The 15,337-nt window shown below is 62.3% G+C and carries 14 protein-coding genes; 7 read left to right on the top strand and 7 right to left on the bottom strand.

Annotated elements, in window-relative coordinates; translation table 11 throughout:
- Positions 1 to 366: 366 nt before the first annotated feature.
- Genes O3306_RS04790 through O3306_RS04805 form a run of 4 tightly spaced genes read right to left on the bottom strand, consistent with a single transcriptional unit; the run spans position 367 to position 5,910 of the window.
- Positions 367 to 1,101, bottom strand: coding sequence for a maleate cis-trans isomerase family protein (locus O3306_RS04790; RefSeq protein ID WP_272004047.1), 735 nt, complete (start codon positions 1,099 to 1,101; stop codon positions 367 to 369).
- Positions 1,098 to 2,168, bottom strand: a complete 1,071-nt coding sequence (locus O3306_RS04795) for a pyridoxal phosphate-dependent aminotransferase (RefSeq protein WP_272004048.1) — start codon at positions 2,166 to 2,168, stop codon at positions 1,098 to 1,100. The genes O3306_RS04790 and O3306_RS04795 overlap by 4 nt, the downstream gene beginning before the upstream one ends.
- Positions 2,165 to 3,814: a hydantoinase B/oxoprolinase family protein gene (locus tag O3306_RS04800; RefSeq protein WP_272004050.1), complete on the bottom strand. Its 1,650-nt coding sequence runs from the start codon at positions 3,812 to 3,814 to the stop codon at positions 2,165 to 2,167. The genes O3306_RS04795 and O3306_RS04800 overlap by 4 nt, the downstream gene beginning before the upstream one ends.
- The gene (locus tag O3306_RS04805; RefSeq protein ID WP_272004051.1) at positions 3,811 to 5,910 is read right to left on the bottom strand and encodes a hydantoinase/oxoprolinase family protein; all 2,100 of its coding nucleotides are present in this window, start codon (positions 5,908 to 5,910) and stop codon (positions 3,811 to 3,813) included. Before O3306_RS04805 ends, O3306_RS04800 begins: the two co-directional genes overlap by 4 nt.
- A gap of 393 nt (positions 5,911 to 6,303) precedes the next feature.
- On the opposite strand from O3306_RS04805, the gene mscL reads away from it, so the two are divergent.
- The 3 genes from mscL (at position 6,304) to O3306_RS04820 (ending at position 8,783) form a co-directional block, all read left to right on the top strand.
- Positions 6,304 to 6,714: a large conductance mechanosensitive channel protein MscL gene (mscL, locus tag O3306_RS04810; RefSeq protein WP_272004054.1), complete on the top strand. Its 411-nt coding sequence runs from the start codon at positions 6,304 to 6,306 to the stop codon at positions 6,712 to 6,714.
- Positions 6,715 to 6,831: 117 nt separating this feature from the next.
- Positions 6,832 to 7,638 carry a mechanosensitive ion channel family protein gene (locus tag O3306_RS04815; RefSeq protein WP_272004058.1) on the top strand — a complete coding sequence of 269 codons (807 nt, stop codon included), beginning with the start codon at positions 6,832 to 6,834 and terminating at the stop codon, positions 7,636 to 7,638.
- A gap of 266 nt (positions 7,639 to 7,904) precedes the next feature.
- Positions 7,905 to 8,783: an MBL fold metallo-hydrolase gene (locus tag O3306_RS04820; RefSeq protein WP_272004062.1), complete on the top strand. Its 879-nt coding sequence runs from the start codon at positions 7,905 to 7,907 to the stop codon at positions 8,781 to 8,783.
- A 130-nt stretch (positions 8,784 to 8,913) separates the two neighbouring features.
- On the opposite strand, the gene O3306_RS04825 is transcribed toward O3306_RS04820, so the two are convergent.
- The gene (locus tag O3306_RS04825; protein ID WP_272004064.1) at positions 8,914 to 9,522 is read right to left on the bottom strand and encodes an alpha-ketoglutarate-dependent dioxygenase AlkB family protein; all 609 of its coding nucleotides are present in this window, start codon (positions 9,520 to 9,522) and stop codon (positions 8,914 to 8,916) included.
- A 247-nt stretch (positions 9,523 to 9,769) separates the two neighbouring features.
- On the opposite strand from O3306_RS04825, the gene dnaK reads away from it, so the two are divergent.
- From dnaK to O3306_RS04840, 3 genes are all read left to right on the top strand, one after another.
- A complete protein-coding gene (gene dnaK / locus O3306_RS04830) occupies positions 9,770 to 11,683 on the top strand; it encodes a molecular chaperone DnaK (RefSeq protein WP_272004067.1) in 1,914 nt (637 codons plus the stop codon).
- A gap of 71 nt (positions 11,684 to 11,754) precedes the next feature.
- Positions 11,755 to 12,897, top strand: coding sequence for a molecular chaperone DnaJ (dnaJ, locus tag O3306_RS04835; RefSeq protein WP_272004069.1), 1,143 nt, complete (start codon positions 11,755 to 11,757; stop codon positions 12,895 to 12,897).
- Positions 12,898 to 13,003: 106 nt separating this feature from the next.
- Positions 13,004 to 13,813 (top strand): division plane positioning ATPase MipZ, encoded by an 810-nt coding sequence (locus O3306_RS04840; RefSeq protein WP_272004071.1) that lies wholly within the window; start codon positions 13,004 to 13,006, stop codon positions 13,811 to 13,813.
- An 89-nt stretch (positions 13,814 to 13,902) separates the two neighbouring features.
- On the opposite strand, the gene O3306_RS04845 is transcribed toward O3306_RS04840, so the two are convergent.
- Both O3306_RS04845 and O3306_RS04850 read right to left on the bottom strand, forming a co-directional pair.
- A complete protein-coding gene (locus tag O3306_RS04845) occupies positions 13,903 to 14,772 on the bottom strand; it encodes a DMT family transporter (protein WP_272004073.1) in 870 nt (289 codons plus the stop codon).
- Positions 14,769 to 14,927 (bottom strand): hypothetical protein, encoded by a 159-nt coding sequence (locus O3306_RS04850; protein ID WP_272004076.1) that lies wholly within the window; start codon positions 14,925 to 14,927, stop codon positions 14,769 to 14,771. The genes O3306_RS04845 and O3306_RS04850 overlap by 4 nt, the downstream gene beginning before the upstream one ends.
- Before the next feature lie 63 nt (positions 14,928 to 14,990).
- Here O3306_RS04850 and O3306_RS04855 point away from each other — a divergent pair, with 63 nt between their 5' ends.
- A complete protein-coding gene (locus O3306_RS04855; RefSeq protein WP_272004078.1) occupies positions 14,991 to 15,269 on the top strand; it encodes a hypothetical protein in 279 nt (92 codons plus the stop codon).
- Positions 15,270 to 15,337 lie beyond the last annotated feature (68 nt).

The raw sequence follows: 15,337 nt of genomic DNA on the forward strand, positions 1-15,337 counted from the left end.
AAAAGAGTTTGCCAGGAGCATTGCGCTACTGGCAAACCCTTTTTCTCCACAGCCAACAACTGGGGTTTAATCAGGTTTCCATTCCCAAGATTACCCCGCCGCACTCAGGCATGTAACTGGCCCATATTTCAGCTTTGCTGACCGGACAAAATCCTCACGATTTTGTCGCCGGTGAAAACGGCTGCTACTGGTGCGGTTTATAAGGCAAGCCTTGATCAAACTGCATTTTGCGTCCGCTTCGTTCGCTGAGCAGACCTTATTGCAGACCGCAGCGAAGCTCCGCAAACCACCCCGAACCGGTTCATCGGCCAACTAATGCCAGTTACGATTTCCCGAGTCAGGGAAATCGCGAAAGCCCCTCGCCCTTCACAACCGATCAAACAGCGCCCCCGGATGCTGTGCCTCGCGCGTCAGCCCCAGGTCCTGCATCAGGGCAAACACCATCGCCTGATTGGACGTGACCACCGGCTTGCCCAGCGCGGCCTCGACGCGGGAAATGACCTCGACGCTCCGCATGTCGGTGCAGCTCAGCACGATGGCCTCGGCGTCCGGATGGTCGGCCGCAACCGCCAGCGCATAGACCTCGTCAGGCGTCAGTTCGCCCTGTCCATAATTGCTCAGCTCGCGACCGATATCGTGGCAATGCACGGTCTCGAACCCCGCGCCTGCCAGAAATGCCACCGCCTCGGTGTTGATCTGCCCCACATAGGGCGAAGCAAAGCCGATCCGGCGCACCCCCAGCGCGCCCAGCGCCCGCAGCAGCGCCCCTGCCGCCGTCAATGACAGCGCGCCCGATCCCGCCTTGATCCGCGCCGCCAGATCGCGGTCAAAACTGCGACCATGCGTCAGCGTGGCCGAAGTGCAGCCATAGAGCACGACCGCCGGGCGCACGCCTGCGATCATCGCCAGATCATGGCCGATATCCGAGGCCCCGAGCCCGGCCATCTGGTCGGATCCCGGCACCTTGTCCACATCATAGCCGCCCAGCCGCTGAAAATGCATGGTGCAGCCTGCCGGGCAGAGCCGCATCATGTCCGGCTCCAGATTGGTGTTGGTGTAGGGCACCAACACGCCGATCTTCGTCTTGCGGCTCTGGCTCATCGCCTGCCCTCCATGAAACGCTGCAATACATCGCAGAGCCGGGTCATCACCTCTGCCGGGCCGATGGTCGCGCGCAGGCAATGCGGCAGGCCGTAGCCTGCCATGCCGCGCAACAGCAGGCCCGCCGCGCGCAGGGCCGCATCTGCCTGCGCGGCTTCCTGTGCATCCTGAAACGGGATCAGGATGAAATTGGTGTGGCTGTGCGGGACCCCCAGCCCGATCGCGCGCAGTCGTGCGGCCGCCCCGTCGCGCAGCGCCGCCGTGCGCACCACCACATCGCGCATATAAGCAGGGTCGCGCAGTGCGGCGGCGGCCATCGCCTGCGCCACGCCCGAAACATTGTTGGGGTTCATCAACTTGCGCATCTGTACTGCCACGCCGGACGGGAACAGCCCCCAGCCGACCCGGCACCCGGCCAGACCGTAAGCCTTGGACAGGGTGCGGATGACGGCAGTATCGCCGCGCGCCACCAGCGCAAAAACACCGGCAGGATCCTGCGGGTCGAACTCGGCATAGGCCTGATCGACGATCAGCAGGATGTCGTCCCGCAATGTCTCGCGCAGGCGGATCAGTTCGGCCCCCGGCAGGCGCGTGCCGGTCGGATTGCCGGGATTGCAGACAAACACGATTTTCGTCGCAGGCGTGACCGCCTCAAGCAGGAGTGTCACCGAGACGGTAAAATCCGGCTCCGGCACGGCCACGAAATCCGCCCCTGCCTGAGCGGCTGCGGTGCGGGCAAAGAGATAGCCATATGCCGTGCCCAGAACGGCGTCACCCGGCCCGGCAAAGGCGCGGATCAGGCAGCCGATCAGTTCCATCGAGCCCGCGCCGCACAGGATGTCGCCCGGCGGCAAATCATGCGCCCCGGTGATCGCCGCACGCAGGTCGGCCCAATCGGGATCGGGATAGAGCGGCGCGGCACGCAGCGCGGCCTTGCCCGCCGCGATGGCCTGCGGGCTGGGGGCAAAGGCGTTCTCGTTCTGGGCCAGTGAGGTCATACCTGCCCCGCCTGTGTCGGCCAGCGTGTAGGCAGCCATGGCCTGCACGTTTTCGACCGCCCGGATCATGGCGTGCCTCCATAGGCTTTCGCGCCCTCGTTGGTGACGATACCACGCGCCAAGTCGCGAGCCAGCGCCGCAGGGTCGCGCGCGGCGGGCGGGCCGAAACCGCCGCCGCCCGGTGTGTCAAAAATCAGACGCTCGCCGGGGGCGACGCGCAGCTCTCCCTTGCCGGGAATGTCATCTGCGCGCCCCGTCACCTGCACCCGCCCCGGCAGCCCCGGCAGACCGCCCGCACGGCCCCGCGCGGGGTTCTTCAGCCGCTCCAGCGACAGAAACACCAGAAACGGCGCGTCAATCGCCGATGTCATTTCGATCCGCTGGCCCAGACCGCCGCGATACTGTCCCGCACCACCACTATCGGCGCGCAATTCGCGCCGCCAGATGGTGACAGGTGCCACCGCTTCTGTGATTTCCACCTGACTGCCATAGACGCCCGAGGGATAGGCAGTGGCCGACAGGCCGTCCGCTCCGGGCCGCGCACCGGTACCGCCATTGTGCACCAACTCGACGGCAAACTCGCGCCCGCCTGTCCGCGCGCCTTCTGCCGTGTGGCGCAAGGGCAGATCGAACATGCAGGATGCCCCCTCTGCCGGGACGCGATCAGGCAACGCCTGATAGAGGCAGCCCAGCACCAAATCAGGCGTCATCTGCCCCAACGTGTGCCGCATCGCCACTGGTGCGGGGTGTTGAGCGTTCAGGATACAGCCCGGCGGCCCGCTGACCGTGAACGGCGCGAGCGACCCCGCATTGTTGGGGATGTCGTGCCCGATGATGCAGCGCATCGCAAAGACCGCATAGGCGGTTGCGTAATTCAGCGGCACGTTGATCCCCTTGGACGAGCAGCTGGAGGTGCCGGTGAAGTCCAGATGCAACGCATCGTCGGTGACGGTCAGGGTCCCGTGCAGTTCGATCTCGGCCTCGTAGCCGTCGACGCGCAGCATGTTGGTGTAGACCCCGTTGGGCACCTCGCCGATTGCCGCGACCGTGCCGCGCCGTGACGTGTCGATGATGAAATCCGACAACACGCCCAGATCATCCAGCCCAAAGTCGTCCATCATGCCGACCAGCCGCGCCACGCCCGCTTCGCAGCAAGCGATCAGCGCATAGATATCGCCCTCGTTCGCCGTCGGTTCGCGGCTGTTGGCGCGCACGATATCCATCAGCAGGGCGTTGATCTCGCCCGCGTCCACCAGCTTGCAAGGCGGGATTAAAAGCCCCTCGTCATAGATGTCCGACCCTTCCGGCCCCATGCCCAGCCCGCCGAGGTCCACCAGGTGCGATGTGCAGGCGGTAAAGCCAACCACGCGCCCGCCCCGGAACGCGGGCATCAGCAACAGGAAATCGTTCAGATGCCCCGAGGCCATCCAGGGATCGTTGGTCATGTAGATATCGCCCGGGCGCATGGTCTGAACCCCGAACCGCTCGCGCAGGGACAGCACTGCCTCGGCCATCGTATTGATATGGCCAGGCGTGCCGGTCACGGCCTGCGCCATCATCCGGCCCTGAAGGTCGAAGATGCCTGCAGAAATGTCGCCGCACTCGCGCACGATCGGGCTGAAGGCGGCTCGGATCAGGGTCTGGCCCTGTTCCTCGACCACCGCCAGCAGGCGGTTCCACATGACTTGCAGGCGGGCCGGGCTGTGATCGGTCATGGGTTTGCTCCGTGGTTCTGCCGTTCCAGCACCAGATTGCCGGACCCATCGACGCAACAGATGAAATCGCGGCTGACCAGCGTCGTGGTCTGCGGCTCGGTGATCAGGGCTGGGCCGGTGATCCGGTCGCCGGGGGCCAGCGTGGCGCGTTCGTTGACCTGCGCCTGTTGCGGGCTGCCATCCACGTCGCAGATGATCGGCACATGGGTGTCGCCCGCGCGATCACGGGGCGCGGCGGCGGAGGGCCTGCCGGGCACCGTGTCGGAAACTGTGCTGACCGCCACCGACCAGTTCAATATCTCGATCTGCATGCCCGGCACGGGGCGGGAAAACTGCACCCTGTAGGCCGCTTCGAACGCCTCTTGCAGGCCGGGGATATCGTCTGCGTCCAGCGCCCGGACCGGCAAGGCGATCTCGATCTCGTGCCCTTGCCCGTGATACCGCATGAACGCCGCGCGCCGCAGTTCCAGCGGCCCTGTCGGCGCGCCCAGCCGGACGAGCGCGCGGGCCTCGGCGCTCATCGCATCCAAGAGGGTATTGAGCCCCGCCAGATCGAGGCTTTCGAGCAGCGCATAGTGGCTGCGCACGATCTCGAAGGCCACCGGCGCAAAGAGGAACCCGACCGCCGATCCGACGCTTGGATTGGGTGGCACCACCACACGGGTGATCCCGGCGCTGCGTGCCACACGAGTGGCGTGCAGCGGACCGTTGCCACCAAAGGCAATCATCGTACGCGCGCCCAGATCCTTGCCGGACTCGACCGCGTGCATACGCCCGGCGCTTGCCATGCTTTCGTCCACGATCCGGCTGACACCGTCCGCCGCATCGCCAGCCTCCAGCCCCAGCGCGCTGCCGATCTCTGCCGTCAGTGCTGCCTCGGCTGCATGGCGGTCAATCTGGAACCTGCCTTCGGCAAAGTTCTCGGGCCGGATGTAACCCAGTGCGATATCGGCATCCGTCACCGTCGCATGCGTCCCGCCATTGCCGTAAGCGGCCGGTCCCGGCTCGGATCCGGCGCTTTGCGGTCCCACGGTCAACCGCCCCAACCGATCCACCGCCGCGATCGACCCGCCGCCCGCCCCGATCTCGATCATCTCGATCACCGGGATGCGCACGGGCATGCCGCTGCCCTTGATGAAGCGCGCCGCGCGCGCGATTTCAAACTGGCGCGCGGTTTGCGGGCGGGCACCGTCGATCAGGCACAGCTTGGCCGTGGTTCCGCCCATATCGAATGACAACACCTCGTCCAGACCGGCCTCTGCCGCGATCCTTGCGGCCAGAATGGCGCCACCTGCCGGGCCCGATTCCACCAGCCGGATGGGAAAGCGCATCGCCGTCTGGATCGTCGTCATGCCGCCCCCCGCCGTCATCATCAGTACCGGGCAGCGCACGCCTGCCTGCGCGAAACTCTGGCGGAACCCGTCGAGATACCGGCACATCAGCGGCTGGATATACGCGTTCGCGACGGTGGTGCAAAGCCGGTCGAACTCGCGCGCTTCGGGGCTGACTTCGGAACTCAGAGAGATCGACAGGTCAGGCAATGCCGCCTGCACCGCATCGCGCAATGCCAGCTCGTGGGCGGGGTTGGCATAGGCGTGCATCAGGCAGATCGCCAGAGCGTCGACCCCGGCGGCCCGCAGGCTTTCGATCACGCCGCCAACCGATGCCGGATCAAGCGCGGTCAGCGCCCGGCCAGCGGCATCCATCCGCTCGGTTACGGTAAAACTCAGGTCGCGCGGCACCAGCAGATCGGGCTTTTCCAGCATGATGTCATACTGGTCGTAGCGCCGCTCGTAGGCGATTTCCAAAATGTCGCGAAACCCCTCGGTGGTGACCGTCGCCACCTTGGCCCCGCGCCGCTCGATCAGCGCATTGGTTGCCAGCGTCGTACCATGCACGAACCCCGTCACCTGGTCGAAGGCGCGCCCGGCCTGCTCCAGAGCGCGCGCCGCCCCGGAAAGTGCTGCTTGGGATGGATCGGCATGGGTCGTCAGCGTTTTGGTGGAGGCAAGGATATCGCCTGCGCCCTCCATCAAAACGGTGTCGGTAAACGTGCCGCCAATATCTATGGCAAGGCGCAGAGGCGGGTTTGTCATGGGGCAGGTCCGTCAGGTGGGGCAAAAAGGGCAAGCATCACGCACAAGCGCGGCAGGCCCTATTCAGGCACCACGTCGGATTTCAGCGCCCGCCGGTCAGTACGGGCCAGATGAAAACGGCTGTCCATGCGGTCAGATTATCCCAGGGACGGCCCACGTCTGCCGCGTTTCGACGGCTCTTGGCACAAAAACGACCTGACCCGTTTGGCCAGTGGTCACAGCGTATGAAATGCCTCGCGCTTCTTTTCTCGCTCGCGCGACCGGGTTACGCTGCGTCACACGGGAAAACCCACCGTGCTTTCCCATGCGAACCTGAGCAAAATTAAGGCATACACATTCAACCGTGCGCTTCGAATCGGTGGTGCGGGCCAGAAACGCAAAAAAGGGACAGACATGATCAAGGAATTCAAAGATTTTATCGCCAAAGGCAATGTCATGGACATGGCCGTGGGTATCATCATCGGCGCGGCCTTCACCGCTATCGTCAGCTCGCTCGTGGCTGATCTTATCAACCCGATCATCGGCCTCTTCATGGGCGGTGTCGACTTTACCGAGCTCTTCTTCGTCCTGGGCGGCGGCGATTACGCGACCCTTGCCCAAGCCGAAGAGGCAGGCGCAGCGGTCTTTGCGGTTGGCCGGTTCATCATGGCCGTGATCAACTTCCTGATCATCGCCTTCGTGGTTTTCATGCTGGTCAAGGCAGTTAACAGTGCCAAGCGTACGGAAGAGGCGGAGCCCGCACCGGCACCCGGCCCGTCCGAGCTTGATATCCTGATGGAAATCCGCGACTCGCTGAAAAAGTAACGTCCATCGCACCGCATCACGAGGCCCGGGGGGAACCCCGGGCCTTTTTCATGCGTTGCGGGTAAAACCCGCCGTAGTACGATGGCGGGATAAGGAACATAGGGACAGCGCGTAACAATGGAAGAATTCTTTGAGGAAGCGGCGCTTTATGGCCCGCTGGTGATCAACGCGGTCAAGGCACTGATCGTCCTTGTCATCGGCTGGATCGTCGCGGGCCTGATCGGGCGTTTCGTGCGCCGCCAGGTCAACAGCCACGAACGCATCGATCAGATGCTGGGCAACTTTGCCGCCACGGTGATCACATGGGTCGTCCGCCTGATGGTGCTGATGGCCGTGCTGGGCCTGTTCGGCATCGAGGCGACCAGCCTTGTCGCTGTGATGGGCGCGGCCACGCTGGCCATCGGCATGGCGTTGCAGGGAACACTGTCTGATCTGGCGGCGGGGATCATGCTGGTGGTCTTTCAGCCTTACAAACAGGGACAGTTTGTGGATATCGGCGGCACCGGCGGCACCGTGAAGGAGGTCACGTTGTTCTTTACCGAACTGACGACCCCCGACAACGTGCAGATCATCGTGCCGAACGGACGGGCCTGGGGGTCGGTGATCACCAATTACTCACATCACCAGACCCGCCGCCTAGATCTGACCTTCGGTATCGACTACGACGACAGTGCGGACAAGGCGATGCAGATCATCTTGGACCATGCGCGGGCCGAGGACCGCATTCACTCCGATCCCGAACCCTGGGTGCGGGTGACGAATCTCGGCGACAGTTCGGTCGACATAACCGCACGGCTATGGTGCGACGCGGCTGAGTACTGGGACCTGAAATTCGGGCTGACCAAACAGATCAAGGAAGCCTTTGACGCGGGCGGCATCTCGATCCCCTATCCGCATCAGATGAACGTCACAAAGGAAGGTTGAGGGTCAGCACCGGGTGCCGTGAACTCCAGACGTTTCGGAAATCCGCAGACAGCACCCGCTTCCCGTGGCCAGGCCCCGGCGTGAGCGGTATCCGCGCTGCGAAGCTTGGCGCGGGATACAGCCATTGTCCGCTCCAAGCCCTTGCGGACGAAAGTTGCTGCCATGCAAATTGAAACGGAGCAGCTTGAAGCGGATAGCTGAACAGTTCATTCAGGTCATGTCGATCATCAGTTCGTCAAAAGCAGCCAAACTTCGAGGGAACCAAGATGCCAGTATCGATTTCAAACCTACGCGTTTTGGAAATCTCGCCCAATGTTCTCGCGTTCTACGATGGCCGGATCGACGGCCTTCGCCTGCATTCAAATGAGAAAAACTGGTTGGACGACGGTGCATTTTCGCTTGGATTTGCCAATTTCGCGATACTCGATCAGGGCGAAGCATTGGTTTACGACACCAGTATTTCCATTAAACATGCACGGGCGATAAGGGACGAACTCGACCGCCGGGGCGTCACCTCGATTCGTGTCGTACTTAGTCATCACCACAAGGATCACGTTGCCGGAACCGAAGTCTTCGCTGATTGCGAAATCATTACCAGTGAGAAATGTGCGCAGGCACTTCGCGACAACCAAGAGGCCTTCGCAAAGGCAACTCCACCAATTTCCCCATTGGTTATGCCAACCACGGTTTTTGACGGTGTCATGGAGCTATCGGTCGGCAACATCGGCGTTGAGCTGCGGCCCTTGGACGTCCACAGCTTTGATGGACTCACAATGTATTTGCCCCAAACACGACTACTGCTTGCTGGCGATACACTGGAAGACACAGTCACTTTTGTGACCGAGCCGGATCGACTCGAAGTGCATTGTGCAGAACTGGAGCGCCTTGCCTCATGGGACATCCAGAAAATCCTGCCCAGTCACGGTGCTTTCGACCGAATTGCTGGCGGCGGTTATGATCCGTCGTTCATAGACGCGACCCGAAACTACGTCGAAAAACTATTGCGCTGCCGAAACGAGCCAGATTTGGCGACGCTTAAGTTATCAGAATTTGTTGCTAGTGATATCGAAAGCGGAGCGCTCATTTATTTCGAACCCTATGAGCGGGTGCACGCCGCGAATGTGAAGTCAGTTTTGGCAGCCTGAACTCGGATGAACCTCGGTACCTGTCAGGCGGTGCCGCCCAAGCATTGCCGGGCACTGGTTGAGCGCTTCGTCTAGCCCCGCGGAACTTGCCAGCCCTGCGTCCGCTGCGCGCAACGCGTTCGCCCGCACGTCAGTCGACCACCCGCAGCGTCAGGTTGATCCGTCCGCCCTGCGGCAAGAGCGTGCTGCTGGCGAACCTGATCCGGTCCACCCCGTGATAGGTCAGCCGCGCCTCTCCGCCCATCACCACCACGTCGCCCGAGCGCAGCCAGATCGATTCCGTCTTGCCGCCGCGCGTCCGGTTGCCGATCCGCAGAAGCCCCTCGTCGCCCAGCGAGATCGACAGTACCGGCCAGCTGAAATCGGCCTCGTCACGGTCCTGGTGCAGCCCCATCCGGGCGCCCTCGCCGTAATAGTTTATCAGGCAACAATCAGGATCGCGGGCATCGCTGACCAAGCTGCGCCAGAGCGCCAGCACCGATGCCGGGATCGCAGGCCATGCCATGCCCTCGCGGTGCCGCGACGCGTAACGATAACCCGAGCGGTCCGACACCCAGCCATAGCGCCCGGCAGAGGTCATGCGCACGGTCATCGGCTTGCCATGGGGCGTCTGCGGCGAAAACAGCGGCGCGGCGCGCAGGACGGTGCGCAGATCCTCTACCAGCGAGGTTTGCGCCGCCCGGTCCAGATATTCCGGAAGGATGCGAAATCCGCGCAGGATGATGCTGGTTTCTGCCATGTCGCCGCCTCCGTTGTCGTCGCCCCGTACCAGTTGCATTTGCGCAATACACGGGCGGCCGGTCCGAATTTTACACGAATCTGCCAAATCCGTCCCGTTGCGGCGCTTGCAGGGCGCAGATGCGCTCCCTATATACGCCGAGAAGCGCCGCCAGAAACAGTCCGGCGGTATCACCCATCACCATCGGGGCCGGGATGCCGTAACGGGTCGGGCCTCGCATCATCGCCTGAAGAGAAAGGGATAAAACATGGCCAAAGTCATTGGTATTGACCTCGGAACCACCAACAGCTGCGTTGCCATCATGGATGGTAGCCAGGCACGCGTCATCGAAAACTCCGAAGGGGCGCGCACGACACCGTCGATCGTCGCCTTCACAGAGAACGAGCGCCTCGTCGGTCAGCCGGCCAAGCGCCAGGCTGTGACCAACCCGGAAAACACCGTCTTTGGTGTCAAGCGTCTGATCGGCCGCCGCGCGGACGATCCGTATCTGGCCAAAGACAAGAAGAACATGCCGTTCAACGTCATCGACGGCGGCAATGGCGACGCATGGGTCGAGGCCCGCGGTGAGAAATACTCGCCCAGCCAGATCAGTGCCTTCATCCTCGGCAAGATGAAAGAAACGGCCGAGAGCTATCTCGGCGAAGAGGTCACGCAGGCCGTCATCACCGTCCCTGCCTACTTCAACGACGCCCAGCGTCAGGCGACCAAAGACGCCGGCAAGATCGCCGGTCTCGAAGTGCTGCGCATCATCAACGAGCCGACCGCAGCCGCACTGGCCTATGGCCTGGACAAGCAGGAAACGCACACCATCGCGGTCTATGACCTTGGCGGCGGTACCTTCGACGTGACCATCCTCGAAATCGACGATGGCCTGTTCGAAGTGAAGTCGACCAACGGTGATACGTTCCTCGGCGGTGAAGATTTCGACATGCGGATCGTCAACTATCTGGCGGACTCGTTCAAGAAAGAGCACGGCGTCGATCTGACCAAAGACAAGATGGCATTGCAGCGTCTGAAAGAAGCTGCCGAGAAAGCCAAGATCGAGCTCAGCTCCTCCAGCCAGACCGAGATCAACCAGCCCTTCATCTCGATGGGTTCGGACGGCTCGCCACTGCACATGGTCATGAAGCTGACCCGCGCCAAGCTTGAGAGCCTGGTGAGCGATCTGATCAAGGCGTCGATCAAGCCGTGTCAGGCTGCGCTCAAGGATGCCGGCATTTCGGCCAGCGAGATCGACGAAGTCGTTCTGGTCGGTGGTATGACCCGTATGCCCCGCGTCATCGAGGAAGTGACCAAGTTCTTCGGCAAGGAACCCCACAAGGGCGTCAACCCTGATGAGGTCGTGGCCATGGGTGCCGCCATTCAGGCCGGCGTCCTGCAGGGCGACGTCAAGGACGTGGTGCTGCTCGACGTGACGCCGCTGAGCCTCGGCATCGAGACTCTGGGTGGAGTGTTCACGCGCCTCATTGATCGCAACACGACGATCCCGACGAACAAGAGCCAGATCTTCTCGACCGCCGAGGACAACCAGAACGCCGTGACGATCCGGGTGTTCCAGGGCGAGCGTGAAATGGCTGCGGACAACAAGATGCTCGGCCAGTTCAACCTGGAGAACATCCCGCCCGCGCCGCGCGGCATGCCGCAGATCGAAGTCACGTTCGACATCGACGCCAACGGTATCGTGTCGGTCCAGGCCAAGGACAAAGGCACCGGCAAAGAGCAGAAGATCACCATTCAAGCATCGGGTGGTCTGTCGGACGAGGACATCGAAAAGATGGTCCGCGACGCCGAAGAGAATGCCGAGGCCGACAAGGAACGTCGCGAGCTGGTAGAAGCCAAGAACCAGGCCGAAAGCCTGATCAACTCGACCGAGAAGTCGATGGAAGAGCACGCCGACAAGGTGGACCCGACCACGATCGAAGCGATCGAGCTGGCCATTGCCGCGCTCAAGGACGAGCTGGAAACCGACAACACTTCCAAGATCAAGTCCGGCATCCAGAACGTCACCGAAGCGGCGATGAAACTGGGCGAGGCCATTTACAAGGCCAGCGCCGAAGAGGCTGAAGACGGCCCCAAAGCCGCTGACGAAGCCGCCGGACCCGGTGACGACGATATCGTCGACGCCGATTTCGAGGACCTCGACGACAACAAGCGCAGCTAAGCGCCGCTTAGAACTTGCAGGGGCCGGGTCCAACGCCCGGCCCCTGACGGTTCGAGGAAAGGAGTTCTCGAATGGCCAAACGCGACTATTACGAAGTGCTCGGCATTTCCAGAGGGGCCTCGGCGGAGGAAATCAAGAAAGCCTACCGCGCGAAGGCCAAGGCGCTGCATCCCGACAGCAACAAGGGCAACCCGAACTCCGAGGCTCAGTTCAAGGAGGCGGGTGAAGCGTATGACGTCCTGAAGGATGCCGAAAAGAAGGCCGCCTATGACCGGTTCGGCCATGCTGCCTTTGAAGGCGGGATGGGCGGCGGCGGACAGCGCCCCGGCGGCGGGCAAGGCGATTTTGCCAGTGCCTTCTCGGACGTATTCGACGATCTTTTCGGCGATTTCATGGGCGCACGCGGTGGCGGCGGTGGCCGACGCGCTGCACGCGGCTCTGACCTGCGCTACAACATGCGCGTCACGCTGGAAGAAGCCTATACCGGGCTGCAGAAGACAATCAACGTGCCCACCTCGGTGGCCTGTTCGTCCTGTGATGGGACCGGGGCCGAAGGCGGCGCCGAACCGACCACCTGCCCGACCTGTTCGGGCATGGGCAAGGTGCGCGCGCAACAGGGTTTCTTTACCGTGGAACGGACCTGCCCCACATGTTCGGGCATGGGCCAGATCATCAAGAACCCGTGCAACGCCTGCGGCGGCCAAGGCCGTGTGGAAAAGGATCGCGCGCTCAGCGTGAACATTCCCGCAGGGGTCGAAACCGGCACGCGCATCCGCCTTTCGGGCGAGGGCGAAGCCGGCATGCGCGGCGGCCCTCCGGGGGATCTCTATATTTTCATAGAGGTTGCCAAACACCCCCTGTTCGAGCGCGAAGACGTGAACCTGTTCTGCAACGTGCCGGTGTCGGTCACGACCGCAGCACTGGGCGGTGATATCGAAGTGCCCACGATTGATGGTGGCCGCAGCCGGGTGAAGATTCCCGCTGGCAGCCAGTCGGGCCGCCAGATGCGCCTGCGCAGCAAGGGCATGCCAGCCCTGCGGGGCGGCGGGATGGGCGATATGTTCATTGAACTGGCCGTAGAGACACCAGTGAACCTGACGTCAAAGCAGAAAGAGCTGCTGCGCGAATTCGAAGCCCTGTCAGAAGACAACAACCCCGAGAGCAAAAGCTTCTTTCACTCGGTGAAGTCCTTCTGGGACAGTATGAAAAGCTGACATCGCGGCGGCGCGGGAAGTCGCGTCGCCCTTCCAAAATTTCGCGGCGCGCGGTAACGTGCCGCCAAGCGCCGCGCATGACGGCGCAGCATAAGGGGTGCGGGACATGGCGCATATCGTTGTCGTCGGAAATGAAAAAGGCGGCGCGGGCAAATCGACCGTGTCGATGCACGTGGCGACCGCGCTGGCGCGGATGGGCCACCAGATCAGTGCGCTCGATCTCGATCTGCGGCAAAAGACATTCGGCCGCTATATCGACAACCGTCAGAAATTTATTGAGAAATCCGGCCTCGATCTGCCCAGCCCGCACTATCACGACCTGCCCGAGGTCGACCAGTCCAGCCTGAATCCCGGCGAAAACGTCTATGACCGCCGCCTTTCAGAGGCAGTGGCGCAGCTGGAGCCGGGCAGCGATTTCATCGTGATCGACTGCCCCGGCTCGCATACAAGGCTCAGTCAGGTAGCGCACAGCCTTGCCGATACGCTGATCACGCCGCTGAACGACAGTTTCGTGGATTTCGATCTGCTGGCACATGTCGACGCCAACGCCACCAAGGTGCTCAAACCATCTGTGTATTCCGAAATGGTCTGGAACGCGCGCCAATTGCGCGCGCAGGCCGGGCTTAAGCCGATTGACTGGATCGTCGTACGCAACCGCATGGGCGCACAGCAGATGGTGAACAAGCAAAAGATGGGCGCCGCGCTGGAGAACCTGGCCAAGCGCATCGGCTTTCGCATCGCGCCCGGGTTCAACGAGCGGGTGATCTTCCGCGAACTTTTTCCGCGCGGTCTCACGCTGCTCGACCTCAAGGATGTGGGGGTCAAGCAGCTCAACATCTCGAACGTGGCCGCGCGGCAGGAACTGCGTGATCTGCTGAAGGCGCTGAAATTGCCCGGTGTCGAAGTGACGTTCTGACACTCTCGGCTGCGTATTTCCAAGACAGCTTTCGTCGCCGCAGCGGCCCTGCATTAAAAATTTCGCAGAATTTTCTCTGCGCCCGGGGCCTATGCGCCGACCGGCCGCCGGCGCCGTAGCGCCAGCAGGTTGGACACCAGCAGCGCCCCGATCACCACCGCGCCACCGATGATCGCCCAGGCGCCCGGATCCTCGCCCACCACGGCCCAGACCAGCAATGGCGCCAGTACCGATTCCAGCAAGATCAGCAGCGACACTTCCGCCGAGCTGATATAGCGCGGTCCCATCGTCAGTAGACAGGTCGACAGCGCGATGAACATGCCGTGCGGCACAACGAGGTGCCATTGACTTGGCATTGCGGTTCCCGGTTCGGCAAAGAGCAACATCACACTGGCGGCGACCAGGTAGGCAAACGGGATGGCGGGGATCATCGAGGTTGCCTTGACCTTGCGTACCGAGGTCAACGCCCCGGCAAACGCGACAGACACCAACAGTGCCACCAGATCGCCCTGCCACGTCGAGATCTGATTTCCCTGCGAGCCGTAAGCGATCAACCCCAACCCCGCCAGGACCGGAATCATCGTCAGCACCATGCGGCGCTGGATCGGTTCGCCCAGAAAGACACGGCTCATCAAGGCCGCAAAAATCGGGATGGATGCAAAGATAAAGACGACATTTGCGACACTGGTCAGGCTGACCGCGATCACGAATCCCGAGGCGGTACAGCTCAACAAGGCAGTGTAGATCACTCCGGGCCAACCGGTGCGTGCGACGGCACGAAATGCCCCAAGCCCCTGAAAAATCAGCACTCCAGTGAGAATGAGCGCCCCGGCAATCGCGCCACGCCAGAAGGCGATGGTATAGGGATCTGCCACGATCAGCCGCACAAAGAGACTGTCAGGCACGACGAGCAGAACGCCGAGCGCAGTGATGACAACGCCTTTCAGATGTTCATTCATGTGCCAGAGATCCGCCGGGTCAGGGCATGGTGCACGAAGGCGCACCACGCGTTGCGCCGCATCAATCGAAACGCCGGCCCGTCGGGCTCGGCCACCGGGCAGAACAGACAGGGCGGAAAATCCTGCAGATTACGTGATGTGGCGAGGGTGTACATGCTTTCGTCGTAGCGCCTGTCTGTTAAAGTCACATCTATCTCACGCCGCTTCGGAGAGGCCAAGTGCCCGCTATTTCGATTTTCTGGTTCGTTCTGACGGGCATCATATTCGCCATATGGGCGGCGCAGTTTTTTCTCAGCCTCTTTCGCATTTCACGGGTGGCTCGGGCACGGGCAGAGGCGCGCGGCGGAATGTGGCCCACGATCCAAGAGCAACTGTCGGCCTTCCATAGCTTCCTGTCCGCACCCGGCTATCGCGTCGATCGTCGCCGTATGCTGATCCTGACCTTGTTGATGTTCGCGGCGATCGCGGTGCATATGACGCTGATCCCGCACCCCTGACGCTATCATGCACCGTTCCCAGCCCGCGCCCTGCGCTCTATGCTGTGGCCGAACCGACCAAAGGAGAC

The organism is Roseovarius sp. ZX-A-9, from assembly GCF_028369135.1.
GTDB lineage: Bacteria > Pseudomonadota > Alphaproteobacteria > Rhodobacterales > Rhodobacteraceae > Roseovarius.

What these genes read in the sequence shown, in the direction of transcription:
- O3306_RS04790 (WP_272004047.1), bottom strand. Translation starts at nt 1,101, where the DNA reads ATGAGCCAGAGCCGCAAGACGAAGATCGGCGTGTTGGTGCCCTACACC.
- O3306_RS04795 (WP_272004048.1), bottom strand. Translation starts at nt 2,168, where the DNA reads ATGATCCGGGCGGTCGAAAACGTGCAGGCCATGGCTGCCTACACGCTG.
- O3306_RS04800 (WP_272004050.1), bottom strand. Translation starts at nt 3,814, where the DNA reads ATGACCGATCACAGCCCGGCCCGCCTGCAAGTCATGTGGAACCGCCTG.
- O3306_RS04805 (WP_272004051.1), bottom strand. Translation starts at nt 5,910, where the DNA reads ATGACAAACCCGCCTCTGCGCCTTGCCATAGATATTGGCGGCACGTTT.
- mscL (WP_272004054.1), top strand. Translation starts at nt 6,304, where the DNA reads ATGATCAAGGAATTCAAAGATTTTATCGCCAAAGGCAATGTCATGGAC.
- O3306_RS04815 (WP_272004058.1), top strand. Translation starts at nt 6,832, where the DNA reads ATGGAAGAATTCTTTGAGGAAGCGGCGCTTTATGGCCCGCTGGTGATC.
- O3306_RS04820 (WP_272004062.1), top strand. Translation starts at nt 7,905, where the DNA reads ATGCCAGTATCGATTTCAAACCTACGCGTTTTGGAAATCTCGCCCAAT.
- O3306_RS04825 (WP_272004064.1), bottom strand. Translation starts at nt 9,522, where the DNA reads ATGGCAGAAACCAGCATCATCCTGCGCGGATTTCGCATCCTTCCGGAA.
- dnaK (WP_272004067.1), top strand. Translation starts at nt 9,770, where the DNA reads ATGGCCAAAGTCATTGGTATTGACCTCGGAACCACCAACAGCTGCGTT.
- dnaJ (WP_272004069.1), top strand. Translation starts at nt 11,755, where the DNA reads ATGGCCAAACGCGACTATTACGAAGTGCTCGGCATTTCCAGAGGGGCC.
- O3306_RS04840 (WP_272004071.1), top strand. Translation starts at nt 13,004, where the DNA reads ATGGCGCATATCGTTGTCGTCGGAAATGAAAAAGGCGGCGCGGGCAAA.
- O3306_RS04845 (WP_272004073.1), bottom strand. Translation starts at nt 14,772, where the DNA reads ATGAATGAACATCTGAAAGGCGTTGTCATCACTGCGCTCGGCGTTCTG.
- O3306_RS04850 (WP_272004076.1), bottom strand. Translation starts at nt 14,927, where the DNA reads ATGTACACCCTCGCCACATCACGTAATCTGCAGGATTTTCCGCCCTGT.